Genomic DNA, 12,408 nt, shown 5'->3' on the forward strand with positions numbered 1-12,408 from the left:
CGCAGCTTTGGCGTTTTTGGGGCGCGGGTGGCGGTTCGCCGGGCGGCCGCCACCCCGTCCGTTACCTTGCCGCCTTCAGCTTATCGGCGCGGGCGGTCAGCAGGCGGTTGCACTGCGTGGCGTCGAGGCTCACGTCGGACATCTCATCGCGGCGTTTCCAGAACTCGAAATAGGCGCGCGCCTTGTTCTCGACCGCCGCCGGGAAGCGATTGGGCGCGTAGAGTTCGGCGACATAGGCGTCGGACTGGGCGCGTGTGAGATGGGTCTTGCAGACGGTGACCGCCTGGATCATGTCCGCCCCCGCGCGCATGTAAGGGGTCTGCCAGCTGGCGTAGCCCGTGGGCATCAGGAGCTCATCGGTGGCGTTGCGGAGCAGGATGTCGTCGCTCAGCGAGGAGTCGGTGACGATGGTGCGGCCAGCCGGATCGCGGGCGACCTCGCGACAGGCTGCGATGATCTTGCGGGCCTGGCCGCGGACGTTCTGGGCGAGGCTGGCTTCATCTTCGTTGTCGCCCTGGGACATCGCCGCGATGTCGCGCTGAGCCTGCCGCATCGCATTGTCCATGGCGTTCTTGACGTAGGTGTACGACAGGGTTTCCGAGAAGCCGGCGCGCGCACCCAGGGCGATGGCGCTGTTCGCGTAGGATTCGACCCTCTCCTGGTGGACCTTGAAGCCGAACTCCCCGCAAACGGTCGCCTGGCCGGCGTAGCGGCCCAGCTGGTTGAGTCGCGCGACGGGATCCTGCTCGACCTGGGCCTGCGCGGTGTTTGCGCCCATCAGGCCGAGCGTGGCCACCAGGGCCAATGCGTTCCGCTTGAACATTTCTCTTCCCCGAACGCCATTCGCGGCGCTGCAACCTCTGGATACTCGGCTCGATTTGAGCGTGTAAAGCCGGCCCGTTCCCAGTTTGGGCGTCGTGGTCGTAGGGGGCTCGCCATGACAGCCTTGTCATGCCTTAGTATTCGCCACACCGAACGAATCGGGGCGGCGAGGGACGGAATTGAGCGCCAAGATCACGATCCACGACGTGGCGCGCGAGAGCGGCGTCTCGATCAAGACCGTTTCGCGGGTCCTCAACCGTGAGCCCAACGTCAAGGCCGACACCCGCGACCGGGTGCAGGCCGCCGTGGCCGCGCTGAACTACCGGCCCAACATCTCGGCCCGCAGTCTGGCGGGCTCGAAAGCCTATCTGATCGGCGTCTTCTTCGACAATCCCAGCCCCGGCTACGTCACCGACGTGCAGTTGGGCGCGATCGCGCGGTGCCGTCAGGAGGGCTATCACCTGATCGTCGAGCCTATCGACTCCACGATCGACGTCGAGGACCAGGTCGCGCCGATGCTGGCCACCCTGCGCATGGACGGGGTGATCCTGACGCCGCCGCTCAGCGACCATCCGATCGTGCTGGCCGCGCTGGAGCGGGAAGGGGTGCCCTATGTGCGCATCGCGCCCGGCGGCGACCTGGATCGCGCGCCGTGGGTCAGCATGGACGACCGGCTGGCGGCCTACGAGATGACCCGGCACCTGATCGGCCTGGGCCATCGAGACATCGGCTTCATCATTGGCCACCCGGACCACGGCGCCTCGCACCGCCGCCACGCGGGCTTCGTCGACGCCATGCGCGACGCCGGCCTGGTCGTTCGTGACGATCGGGTGGCGCAAGGCTTCTTCTCGTTCCGCTCCGGCTTCGAAGCCGCCGAGAGGCTGCTGAGCGGGGCCGATCGCCCGACCGCCGTCTTCGCCTCGAACGACGACATGGCGCTGGGCGTCATGGCCGTCGCCAACCGCCTGCGCCTTGACGTGCCGGCCCAACTGTCGGTCGCCGGTTTCGACGATACGCCGGGCGCCAAGATCACCTGGCCGCAGCTGACCACCGTGCGCCAGCCGATCTTCGCGATGGCCGGCGCCGCCGCCGACATGCTGATGCATGGCGTCGAGCAGGAGGAGGGCGCGCCGCCGCCGTCGCGCCTGCTGGATTTCGAGCTGGTGGTCCGGGAATCCACGGGAACAGCGCCCCGTTAGGGCGTTTTCGCCGAGCCCACGGATGTTACCGCAATCATATTGTGCTTGACAGCGCTGTCCAATCGACGTGAGATCGGTGCGATCAAGACGGTCGCCCACGGAAAGGCGGCGTCAGGAGGAAACGCCATGACCCCGCCTGGCCTGACCAGCGCCCGTCGCGCCATCCTGTGCGCACGATCACTCCCCTCCAAGCGGCCCTGACCGCTTTTCTTTCGCTCGGCGCGGTCACCCCGCAAGCGCCGCGCCGAGCGTCTTTCTCGACATTTCACATGGTCCGCCGGGGGGCGGGCGTATCCTGGGAAACAACATGTCCGCATACGGTCGTCTCGCCGCCGCTTCCGCCCTGGCCTTGATCCTCGCCGGCGGTCTGGCGCAGGGCGCGCTCGCCCAGACCCAAGGCGCCTCGGCGGCGACGGCTCACCCGGAGGCCTGGCCCAAGGCCCACAGCCCGGCGACGATCACCGACGCATCGACCGAGGCCTTCGTCACCAAGCTGATGAGCCAGATGACCGTCGAGGAGAAGGTCGCCCAGACCATCCAGGCCGACGGCGCCTCGATCACGCCGGAGGAGCTGAAGACATATCGCCTGGGCTCGGTCCTGGTCGGCGGCAACAGCGCTCCGGACGGCAATGACCGCGCCACGCCCCAGCGTTGGGTCGAATGGATCCGCGCCTTCCGCGCTGCGGCGCTGGAAAAGCGCGGCGGTCACCAGGAGATCCCGATCATCTTCGGCGTCGACGCCGTGCACGGCCACAACAACGTCGTCGGCGCGACCATCTTTCCGCACAACATCGGCCTGGGCGCGGCGCGCGATCCCGACCTGATCCGCCGCATCGGCGAGGTCACGGCGCTGGAGATGGCCGCCACGGGCGCGGACTGGACCTTTGGCCCGACCGTGGCCGTGCCGCGCGACGAGCGCTGGGGCCGCGCCTACGAGGGCTATGCCGAGGATCCTGAGGTGGTGAAGGCCTATTCAGGCCCGATGACCCTGGGCCTGCAGGGCGCGCTGGTCGCCGGCAAGCCGCTGGCCCCCGGCCATGTCGCCGGCTCGGCCAAGCACTTCCTGGCCGACGGCGGCACCGAGGGCGGCAAGGACCAGGGCGACGCCAAGATCTCCGAGGCGGAGCTGGTGCGCCTGCACGCCGCCGGCTACCCGCCCGCGATCGACGCCGGCATCCTGTCGGTGATGGTCTCGTTCTCCAGCTGGAACGGGGTCAAGCACACCGGCAACAAGAGCTTGTTGACCGACGTGCTGAAGGGCCGGCTGGGCTTCGAGGGCTTCGTGGTCGGCGACTGGAACGCCCACGGCCAGGTCGAGGGCTGCACCAACACCAACTGCGCCCAGGCCTACCTGGCTGGCATGGACATGATCATGGCCCCCGACAGCTGGAAGGGGCTTTATGACAACACCCTGGCCCAGGTGAAGTCGGGCCAGATCCCGATGGCGCGGATCGACGACGCGGTGCGCCGCATCCTGCGGGTCAAGGTCAAGGCGGGTCTCTTCGCCGACAAGCGGCCGCTCGAAGGCAAATATGAGCTCCTGGGGTCGGCCGCCAACCGCGCGGTGGCTCGCGAGGCGGTCCGCAAGTCGCTGGTGCTGCTGAAGAACCAGGGCGTGCTGCCGCTGAAGAGCTCGGCCCACGTGCTGGTGGCCGGCGACGGCGCCGACGACATCGGCAAGGCCGCCGGCGGCTGGACCCTGACCTGGCAGGGCACCGGCAACAAGAACAGCGACTTCCCGCACGGCCAGTCGATCTATGGCGGCATCGCCGAGGCGGTGAAGGGCGGCGGCGGCAGCGCTGAACTGGCGGTCGACGGCGCCTTCAAGACCAAGCCCGACGTGGCCGTCGTGGTGTTCGGCGAGAACCCCTATGCCGAGTTCCAGGGCGACATCGCCAGCGTCGAGTATCAGGCCGGCGACAAGACCGACCTGGCCCTGCTCAAGAAGCTGAAGGCGGCGGGCATTCCGGTGGTGTCGGTGTTCCTGAGCGGCCGGCCGCTGTGGACCAATCCCGAGATCAACGCCTCGGACGCCTTCGTCGCGGCCTGGCTGCCGGGCTCGGAAGGCGGCGGGGTTGCCGATGTGCTGGTCGGTGATGCGGCCGGCAAGCCGCGCAACGACTTCACCGGCAAGCTCTCGTTCAGCTGGCCCAAGCGCGCCGACCAGGAGCCGATCAATGTCGGCGATCCGGGCTACGATCCGCTGTTCGCCTATGGCTATGGCCTGAGCTACGCCAAGCCGGGCAAGGTCGCGCAGCTGTCGGAAAACCCGGGCTCCGCCTCGGCGGCGGTCAATGTCGACCGCTACTTCGTGGCCGGCCACGTCCCCGCGCCGTGGACGATGAACGCGGCTGGCGCGGTGTCGGTGAAGGCGGTCGACGCCGGGGCGCAGGAGAACGCGCGCCAGGCTGTCTGGAGCGGCGAGGGGGCGGGCGCCTTGAGCGTGCTGGGCCAGCCCGTCGACCTGTCGCGCCAAACCACCGGCGATATGGCCGTCATGATCCGTTACCGCGTCGATGCGTCCCCAGAGAAACCCGTTTCCCTTGGGATAGTCTGTGGCGAATCCTGCGGGGCGGCGGTAGACGTGACGTCAACGTTGTCAGGTGCGAAAATCGGCGAATGGCGTACGGCCAAGATCAAACTTTCCTGCTTCATGGCCAAGGGCGCGGACGTGGCGCATGTTTCGTCCCCGTTCTCCCTGTCCACGTCGGGGCGCATGACGCTCACGTTCACGGAACTGCGGTTGGCGTCCAACGAGGGCGACGCGTTCTGTCCATCGAACTAGCTAAAGAAGGAGCGACGGCATGATCCGCGCCCGTCGCTCCCGCATCGTCGCCACGATCGGTCCGGCCTCCAGTTCGCTCGACATGATCGTCACCCTGGCCAAGGCCGGAGCCGACGTGTTCCGCCTGAACTTCAGCCACGGCGCCCACGAGACCCACGCGGCCGTCTACGCGGCGATCCGCGAGGCCGAGACGATCGTCGGCCGTCCGCTGGGCATCCTGGCCGACCTGCAAGGCCCCAAGCTGCGCGTCGGCAAGTTCGCCAACGGTCCGGTGATCCTGCAGGCGGGCCAGGCCTTCCGCTTCGACAGTGACCCGACCCCGGGCGACGAGACGCGGGTGCATCTGCCGCATCCGGAGATCCTGACCGCCATGCGGCCGGGCGCGACCTTGCTACTGGACGACGGCAAGCTGCGCATGACCGTGACCGAGGCTGGTCCGGGCTACGCCAACACCACCGTCGTCAACGGCGGCAAGCTGTCCGAGCGCAAGGGCGTGGCCGTGCCGGACGTCGTCATCCCGATGTCGCCCCTGACCGCCAAGGACCGCGAGGACCTGGCCTTCGCCCTGCGCCTGGGCGTCGACTGGATCGCCCTGTCGTTCGTGCAGGCCCCCGAAGACATGGCCGAGCTGCGTCGCATCGTCGAAGGCCGCGCGGCGGTCCTGGCCAAGATCGAGAAGCCCCAGGCCCTGAAGGTGCTGGGTCCGATCCTCGACCTCTGCGACGGCGTCATGGTGGCCCGCGGCGACCTCGGCGTCGAAATGGCCCCCGAGGAGGTGCCGGTGGCCCAGAAGGTCATCCTGCGGGCGGCGCGCGAGCGCGGCATCCCGGTGATCGTCGCCACCCAGATGCTGGAGTCGATGATCAGCTCGCCGACGCCGACCCGCGCCGAGGCCTCGGACGTGGCCAACGCCGTCTACGAAGGCGCGGACGCGGTGATGCTGTCGGCGGAATCGGCGGCCGGCGAATATCCCGAAGAGTCGGTGTCGATGATGAACCGCATCATCGAGCGGGTGGAGCGCGACCCGCGCTGGCCCGAACTGATGCAGGCCGAGCAGAAGCACGACGACGACGACGCCGACGTGCTGGTGGTCGCCGCCGCCGGCGCGGCCAAGGCCGGCTCGACCAAGTGCCTGGTGGCTTTCACCACCACGGGGGCGACCGCGCGGCGCCTGTCTCGGGAACGCCCGCTGCAGCCGGTCCTGGCCCTGTCGCCCGAGATCAACGCCGTGCGTCGCATGGCCCTGGTCTGGGGCGTCGAGCCTCGCGTCAGCGCCCAGCCCGACAGCCTGGAGGTCGTCACCACCGACGCCTCGAGCAAGGCGCTGGAGTTGGGCCTGGTCGCGCCGGGCGAGCGCCTGCTGGTCGTGGCCGGGACGCCATTCGGCGCGCCGGGCGCGGCCAACCTGCTGCGCCTGGCCCATGCGCCGGGCGCAGCGCGCCGCCGCTAACTAGCCGAACGAAGCCGGCAGCAGCCGCTCGTAGCTCTTGCGCACCGCGCCGTAGCACTCGCAGGCCATGGCCTCGAGGCCGGCGCGGTCCAGGATGTCCACAACGCCGCGACGATAGCGGATCAGCCCCTTGGCCTGCATGGAGCCGGCGACGGCCGTCACGGTCGTGCGCTGGACGCCCAGCATGTCGGCCAGGAATTCCTGTGTCAGGCTGACCGTGTTGCTGTCGATGCGGTCGTGACACGACAGCAGCCAGCGGCAGAAGCGCGCCTCCACCGCGTGCAGGGCGTTGCAGGCCACCGACTGGATGGCGTGGCCGAACAGGGCCTCGTTGTGGCGGTCGACCAGGTCGCGCAGGACGGCGCTGCGGGTCCAGGCCTCATGCAGCGGGCTGGCGGCGATGCGCAGGGCCGAGCCGGGCGCCTGGACGATGGCGCGGCTCAGAGACTGGCGCGGCGCAACGGCCGCCATCAGGCCCAGCGCGCCCTCGCGACCGATGGTGGCGGATTCGATGGCCGCGCCATTCTCCATCAGGGTCATCAGCGAGATGACGCAGTCGTTCGGGAAATAGACCTGATCGATCAGGTCGCCCGGATCGTAGAGAAAGCGGCCCTTCTCGAGATCGACCGTGGAGAGATGAGGCGTGAGCAGGGCCCTGTCTTCGGACGGCAATGCGGAAAGCAAGCGGTTCTTCAAGGTCGCTAACGGCCCAGTCATGCCGAATCGAACGCCGTCTCACGGCAAGGGTTGCAAGCTATAGGTTGGCGGCATGGGAGGCGCCGTCGCTTAGCCGACACAATCCAGTCAGGAGCGCGGCAAAAATAGAAGAGTCCTCGAAACTCTCTGTTTTCGCCCTCCATTTGGCGCTCCAGGTCTTTGTCGACTCCCCGACATAACTACTCAATCAAGGTGAGGCGCAACTTAAGGTGATCTGATATCGGCAAGAAAAAAGGCCGCCGAAATCGGCGGCCTCAGATCTGGGGCGCGTCAAGCGTCCCTCTTGTCCAGCGGTGTCAGAAGCCCATCAGGCGGGCGTAGCGATCGCGGTGGAAGCTGGCGCCGCCGAACAGGGCCTCGGTGACGCGGGCGCGTTTCATATAGAGGCCGGCGTCGTGGGCGTCGGTCATGCCGATGCCGCCGTGCATCTGGACCATTTCGTTGGACGCCAGGTGCACCAGGTCGCTGGCCTTGGCCTTGGCCAGGGAGGCGAGGGCGCGGCTGTCGGCGCCCCCTTTTGTATTTTGGGCGTCCAGGGCCTCCAGCGCGGCCTCGACGCACGAGCGGGTGGTCTCCAGGTCTGTGAACCACTTAGCGGCGCGATGCTGCAGGGCCTGGAACGTGCCGATGACCTGGCCGAACTGGGTGCGGGTCTTCAGATAGTCCAGGGTGACGTCGAAGGCGGCGCTGGCGCTGCCCAGCATTTCGGCCGCGAGGCCGGCATAGGCGCGGTCCAGCACCGGCTCCAGGACGGCCCAGCCCTTGTCGACCTCGCCCAGCACCGCGTCCGCGCCGACCTCGACGCCGTCGAAGGCGATCCGGGCCGCGCCGCGCGAGTCCAGCAGCGACAGGTGCGTACGGGCGACGCCCGGCGCGTCGCCGGCGACCAGGAACAGGGTCAGCCCGTCGGTCGAGCCCGGTGCGCCGCCGGTGCGGGCGACGACGATCAGCAGGTCAGCGGCCTCGCCGTCCAGCACGAAGGTCTTGGTCCCGTTCAGCACGTAGCCCGAGCCGCTCTTGGTCGCGGTCAGGGCCGTGCGGGCGGGGGCGTGGTGCGAACCCTCGTCGACGGCCAGGGTGGCGACCGCCCCGCCGGTGGCGATCCTGGGCAGCCAGGCCGACTTCTGGTCGTCCGAACCGCCCAGTTGCAGGGCCGAGGCGGCGATCATGGCGGTGGAGAGCAGGGGAGAGGCCGTCAGGGTGCGGCCGGTCTCCTCCAGGATCAGGCCCAGGCCCAGATAGCCGAAGGCCGAGCCGTCATAGTCTTCCGGGACGATCACCCCGGCCCAGCCCATCTCGCCCATCTCGGCCCAGGCGGCCGGATCGAAGCTCTGCTTGGACTTGCCGTCGCGCAGCTTGCGCAGGGCGCCGACGGGGGCGCTTTCGCTGGTCCAGCCCTTGGCGGCGTCGCGCAGCATCGTCTGTTCTTCGGTCAGGACGGCCATCAGGCGTGCTCCCTGGATTGATGACGGAGGGCCCAGTCGAGGGCCTGTTCCAGACGGTCGTTGCCCCAGAAGAGCTCGCCGTCGGCGGTGAGAAAGCTGGGCGCGCCGAACAGGCCGCGTTCCTTGGCCTGGCGGACATGGTCCTTGAGCCTGGCCTTGATCGGATCGGACTGGGCGGCGGCCAGGACGTGCTCGGGGCCCGCGCCGACCTCGGCGATCAGGGCGCTGAGAACCTCGGGACTGCCGATGTCGAGGTCGTCGACGAAATTGGCCTGGTAGACCGCGCGGCTGAAGGCCGGGGTCCAGCCGTCTTCCAGTCCGACGATCGCCACGCGGGCGGCCAGCAGGCTGTTGCGCGGAAACTGGCTGGGGTGATGCAGCGGCAGGCCTTGGCTGTCGCAGACCCGTTGCAGGTCACGCCACATGTACTCGCCCTTCACGGGGAAGGCGTTGAATGGACTGTCGTTCAGCCCCTGCTGCTCATGGAACAGCGGGCCCAGCAGGAAGGGCCGCCAGGCCACGGCCACCCCCTTGTCGGCGGCCAGCCGCTCGATGCGCATGGCCGCCGGATAGGAATAGGTCGAGGCGAACTCGTACCAGAACTCGATCATGGCTTACTGATGGTCCAGCAGGCCCAGGACGCGCTTGGCGACCACATTGAGGTTCACCTCGCTGGTGCCGCCCTCGATCGAGTTGCCCTTGGCGCGCAGCATGGCGCGGGGCGCGGCCAGTTCCTCGGCGGCGAAGCCTTGGCCCTCCCAGCCCAGGCCTTGCAGGCCCAGGGCCTCGACCAGCAGCTCGGTGCGATCCTGGTTCATCTTGGCGGCGGCGTACTTGATGATCGAGACGGCGGCGCTGGGGCCCGAGCCCTGCTTGGACTCGGCTTCCGCCCGGCGCACGGTCAGCATGAAGGCGTGGGCGTCCATCGAATGGGCCGCCAGGCGCGCCCGGAAGTCGCCGTCGGCGATCCGGCCCTCGGCGTCGACGCCGATCTCGGTCTTGGCCGCCTCGACGGGGGAAAGGCCGCCGCCGCCGCCGAAACCCGAGGCGCTGATGTTCTGGCGCTCGTACTGGAGCAGGCGCTTGGCGATGTCCCAGCCGCCGTTCAGCTTGCCGACCAGCTGCTCCTTGGGGACCTTCACATTGTCGAAGAAGGTCTCGCAGAAGGGCGAGGAGCCGCTGATCAGCTTGATCGGGCGGGCCTCGACGCCGGGCGAGGTCATGTCGAACAGCACGAACGAGATGCCCTCGTGCTTCTTGGCCGTGTCGGTGCGCACCAGGCAGAAGATCCAGTCGGCCTGGTCGGCGTAGCTGGTCCAGACCTTCTGGCCGTTGATCAGGTAGTGGTCGCCCTTGTCCTCGCACTTGGTCTGCAGGGACGCGAGGTCGGAGCCGGCGCCGGGCTCGCTGTAGCCCTGGCACCAGCGGATCTCGCCGCGCACGATCTGCGGCAGGTACCGCTGCTTCTGCTCTTCGGTGGCGTATTCCAGCAGCACCGGGCCCAGCATCCAGACGCCGAAGCTCATCAGGGCCGGGCGGGCCTTCAGGCGGCGAAGCTCCTGCTCCAGCACCTTGTTCTGGGCCTTGGAGAGGCCGCCGCCGCCGTATTCCTTGGGCCACATCGGGGCGGTCCAGCCCTTCTGGGCCATGCGGTCCAGCCACAGCTTGGCGTCCGGGTTCTTCCAGACCATCTTGCGGCCGCCCCAGGGGGCCTCGTCCTCGCCCATCGGGGCGCTCAGGGATTTCGGATAGTTGGCCTCCAGCCAGGCGCGGGTCTCGGCGCGGAAGGCGTCGAGCTCGGTTCCCCCGAAATCGGCCATCGTCTCATCTCCCTAAGCGGACGGTTATTGCGGCCCACACTACGCCAGCCGACGGCGGCGGCAAGTCGATTCAAACGATCGTTCGCGTCATCGCCCGCGACCCTGTCATGCTTTGCGCGCTATACGAGGACCCATTGCTGGATCCCGTGAGGGATTCGTCTGTTCGGGATCTGGATGTCCTCGACCGTTTTCAGGCCCGCGGCCCTGGCGATCGCCCCGACCCTGGCGGCGATCCTGACCGCGTCGGCCGGGGTCATGCTGCTGGCCTCGGGGGCCACCCCTTCCGAGCCGACCCGCTTCCTGCTGCTGCTGGCCTTCGCGCCGGACCTGCTGATCGAGATCAGCCACTTCTTCTCCTCGATCATGGGCCTGCTGCTGCTGCTGCTGGCGTTCGGCCTGCGCGCGCGGCTGGGCGCGGCTTGGTGGGCGGCGCTGACCGTGCTGGCCGCCTCGGCGGTGCTGGCGATCTTCAAGGGCCTGAACTGGGAGGAGACGGCGATGCTGACCGTCTGCTTCCTGGCCATTGTTCCGTTCCACGACGCCTTCCCGCGCAAGGCGGCCCTGACCAAGATGGAGATCACCCCCGGCTGGCTGCTGTCGGCCGGCGCCGTGATCGCCGGGGCGGGCCTGCTGGGCTGGTGGTCGTTCAACCACACCGAATTCGCCGACAAGTCGTGGATCCGCGTCCTGCAGGACCACGACGAGGCCGCCCGCGCCATCCGCTCGTCGGTGGCCGCGGCCATCGTGCTGCTGGCCGTCGGGGTCTGGCGCCTGATCGCCACGGCCGCGACGCCCGCCGTCGTCGACGACACCGACCCTGAGTTCGACCGCGTCCGCGCCATCCTGGCCAAGGCCGAGGACGCCGAACCCAGCGCCAACCTGGCCCTGCTGGGCGACAAGCGCTTCCTGTTCTCGGCCTCGGGCGAGAGCTTCCTGATGTTCGGCGTGCGGGGGCGGTCGTGGATCGCCCTGGGCCCGCCGGTCGGCAAGGACGAGGAGCGCATGGAGCTGTTCTGGCGCTTCCGCGAGCTGGCCGACGCCCACGCCGCCCGGGCGGGCTTCTATGGCCTGGGTCCCGAGGATCTACCCGACACCGTCGATTTGGGCCTGGCCATCCAGAAGACCGGCGAGAGCGCGGCTGTGCCGCTGGAAGCCTTCAGCCTGGTCGGCCGCCGTCGCGAGGTCCTGCGCCGCAACTGGCGCAAGGCCGGGGAGGGCGGGGCGGCGTTCGAGGTCCTGCCGGTCGGCGCGGCCATTGGCATCATGGATGAGCTGAAGGCCATCTCAGACGCCTGGCTCAGCCACCACGCCGGCGGCGAGAAGAGCTTCTCGATGGGCGGCTTCGACCCGCGCTACGTGGCTGAGTTCCCGGTCGCGGTGGTGCGTGGCGAGGAGGGCAAGATCGTCGCCTTCGCCACCCTGTGGCTGACGGCCTGCAAGACCTCGTTCTCGATGGACCTGATGCGCTATTCCGACGAGGCGCCCAAGAACGTCATGGACTACCTGTTCGTCGAGCTGCTGCAGTGGGGCAAGGACGAGGGCTACCAGGCGTTCGAGTTCGGCATGGCCCCGCTGGCCGGGCTGGAGGACCGTCCCCTGGCCCCGATCATGTCGCGCGTGGGCCGGCTGCTCTACGAGCGCGGCGAGGAAATCTACAATTTCCAGGGCGTGCGCCGGTACAAGGACAAGTACGACCCGGTCTGGCAGCCGCGCTACATTGCCGCGCCCCACAAGTGGGCGATCCCTTTTCTGCTCGCCGATATCGGTCTGTTGTCCTCCGGCGGCATGTCGGGACTGACCAAACGGCCCAAGAAGGCCCCCGCGCCGGCCGCGACCTAGTAGCGCGGCGGGTTGCCGGTCTGGACGCCCAGCAGGTTCACCAGATGCACCATCATCAGCATCAGGGCGACCACGCAGACCATCATCAGCGGGCGCCACGGAACCAGGCGCGGGCCCTTTAAAACGTTAATGGGACGGGCGCCCAGCCAGCCGAACAGAACGGCGAGAACGAGAAACACGGCCGTGGCGGCGGCGGTCAGGGGCAGGTCCATGGCCGCTTCTAGGCCTGCGACAATCCGCCTGGCAAATGGTTAACCCGCGTTAACCCTCTTGCATTTGAAGCGCGCTACAGAACCTTGGGACTCTGTTCCGATTCCTCCACAGTGAATCG

At 68.5% G+C, this 12,408-nt stretch carries 10 protein-coding genes; 4 read left to right on the forward strand and 6 right to left on the reverse strand.

Annotation, left to right across the window (positions count from 1 at the left end; all coding sequences use genetic code 11):
* Positions 1 to 61: 61 nt before the first annotated feature.
* On the reverse strand, positions 62 to 823 hold the full coding sequence (locus tag K8940_RS07450; protein ID WP_223394294.1) for a hypothetical protein: 762 nt from the start codon (positions 821 to 823) through the stop codon (positions 62 to 64).
* 178 nt (positions 824 to 1,001) lie between these two features.
* Between K8940_RS07450 and K8940_RS07455 the strand changes: the two genes are divergently transcribed.
* The 3 genes from K8940_RS07455 to pyk all read left to right on the forward strand — a co-directional run bounded on the left by K8940_RS07455 (position 1,002) and on the right by pyk (position 6,256).
* Entirely contained in the window at positions 1,002 to 2,021 is a 1,020-nt protein-coding gene (locus K8940_RS07455) for a LacI family DNA-binding transcriptional regulator (RefSeq protein WP_223394296.1), read from the forward strand.
* Between the two features lie 307 nt (positions 2,022 to 2,328).
* Positions 2,329 to 4,806, forward strand: a complete 2,478-nt coding sequence (locus tag K8940_RS07460) for a glycoside hydrolase family 3 protein (RefSeq protein WP_223394298.1) — start codon at positions 2,329 to 2,331, stop codon at positions 4,804 to 4,806.
* Between the two features lie 19 nt (positions 4,807 to 4,825).
* Positions 4,826 to 6,256, forward strand: a complete 1,431-nt coding sequence (gene pyk / locus K8940_RS07465; protein WP_223394300.1) for a pyruvate kinase — start codon at positions 4,826 to 4,828, stop codon at positions 6,254 to 6,256.
* Here the strand turns inward: pyk and K8940_RS07470 are convergent, their stop codons facing one another.
* The 4 genes from K8940_RS07470 to K8940_RS07485 form a co-directional block, all read right to left on the reverse strand.
* Positions 6,257 to 6,940, reverse strand: a complete 684-nt coding sequence (locus K8940_RS07470) for a Crp/Fnr family transcriptional regulator (RefSeq protein ID WP_223394302.1) — start codon at positions 6,938 to 6,940, stop codon at positions 6,257 to 6,259.
* 329 nt (positions 6,941 to 7,269) lie between these two features.
* Complete coding sequence (locus tag K8940_RS07475) at positions 7,270 to 8,418, reverse strand: acyl-CoA dehydrogenase family protein (RefSeq protein WP_223394304.1); 1,149 nt, start codon at positions 8,416 to 8,418, stop codon at positions 7,270 to 7,272.
* A complete protein-coding gene (locus K8940_RS07480; RefSeq protein WP_223394306.1) occupies positions 8,418 to 9,029 on the reverse strand; it encodes a 2-hydroxychromene-2-carboxylate isomerase in 612 nt (203 codons plus the stop codon). Before K8940_RS07480 ends, K8940_RS07475 begins: the two co-directional genes overlap by 1 nt.
* Before the next feature lie 3 nt (positions 9,030 to 9,032).
* On the reverse strand, positions 9,033 to 10,238 hold the full coding sequence (locus K8940_RS07485; protein ID WP_223394308.1) for an acyl-CoA dehydrogenase family protein: 1,206 nt from the start codon (positions 10,236 to 10,238) through the stop codon (positions 9,033 to 9,035).
* A 174-nt stretch (positions 10,239 to 10,412) separates the two neighbouring features.
* Here K8940_RS07485 and K8940_RS07490 point away from each other — a divergent pair, with 174 nt between their 5' ends.
* Complete coding sequence (locus K8940_RS07490) at positions 10,413 to 12,077, forward strand: bifunctional lysylphosphatidylglycerol flippase/synthetase MprF (protein WP_223394310.1); 1,665 nt, start codon at positions 10,413 to 10,415, stop codon at positions 12,075 to 12,077.
* On the opposite strand, the gene K8940_RS07495 is transcribed toward K8940_RS07490, so the two are convergent.
* A complete protein-coding gene (locus K8940_RS07495; RefSeq protein WP_223394312.1) occupies positions 12,074 to 12,289 on the reverse strand; it encodes a hypothetical protein in 216 nt (71 codons plus the stop codon). The genes K8940_RS07490 and K8940_RS07495 overlap by 4 nt on opposite strands.
* Positions 12,290 to 12,408 lie beyond the last annotated feature (119 nt).

The organism is Caulobacter segnis (genome assembly GCF_019931575.1).
GTDB classification, from domain to species: domain Bacteria; phylum Pseudomonadota; class Alphaproteobacteria; order Caulobacterales; family Caulobacteraceae; genus Caulobacter; species Caulobacter segnis_C.

Bases quoted from the DNA above. Each gene is read 5' to 3' on its own strand.
- K8940_RS07495 (WP_223394312.1), bottom strand. From the start codon at position 12,289: ATGGACCTGCCCCTGACCGCCGCCGCCACGGCCGTGTTTCTCGTTCTC.
- K8940_RS07480 (WP_223394306.1), bottom strand. From the start codon at position 9,029: ATGATCGAGTTCTGGTACGAGTTCGCCTCGACCTATTCCTATCCGGCG.
- K8940_RS07490 (WP_223394310.1), top strand. From the start codon at position 10,413: ATGTCCTCGACCGTTTTCAGGCCCGCGGCCCTGGCGATCGCCCCGACC.
- K8940_RS07450 (WP_223394294.1), bottom strand. From the start codon at position 823: ATGTTCAAGCGGAACGCATTGGCCCTGGTGGCCACGCTCGGCCTGATG.
- K8940_RS07475 (WP_223394304.1), bottom strand. From the start codon at position 8,418: ATGGCCGTCCTGACCGAAGAACAGACGATGCTGCGCGACGCCGCCAAG.
- K8940_RS07485 (WP_223394308.1), bottom strand. From the start codon at position 10,238: ATGGCCGATTTCGGGGGAACCGAGCTCGACGCCTTCCGCGCCGAGACC.
- K8940_RS07460 (WP_223394298.1), top strand. From the start codon at position 2,329: ATGTCCGCATACGGTCGTCTCGCCGCCGCTTCCGCCCTGGCCTTGATC.
- pyk (WP_223394300.1), top strand. From the start codon at position 4,826: ATGATCCGCGCCCGTCGCTCCCGCATCGTCGCCACGATCGGTCCGGCC.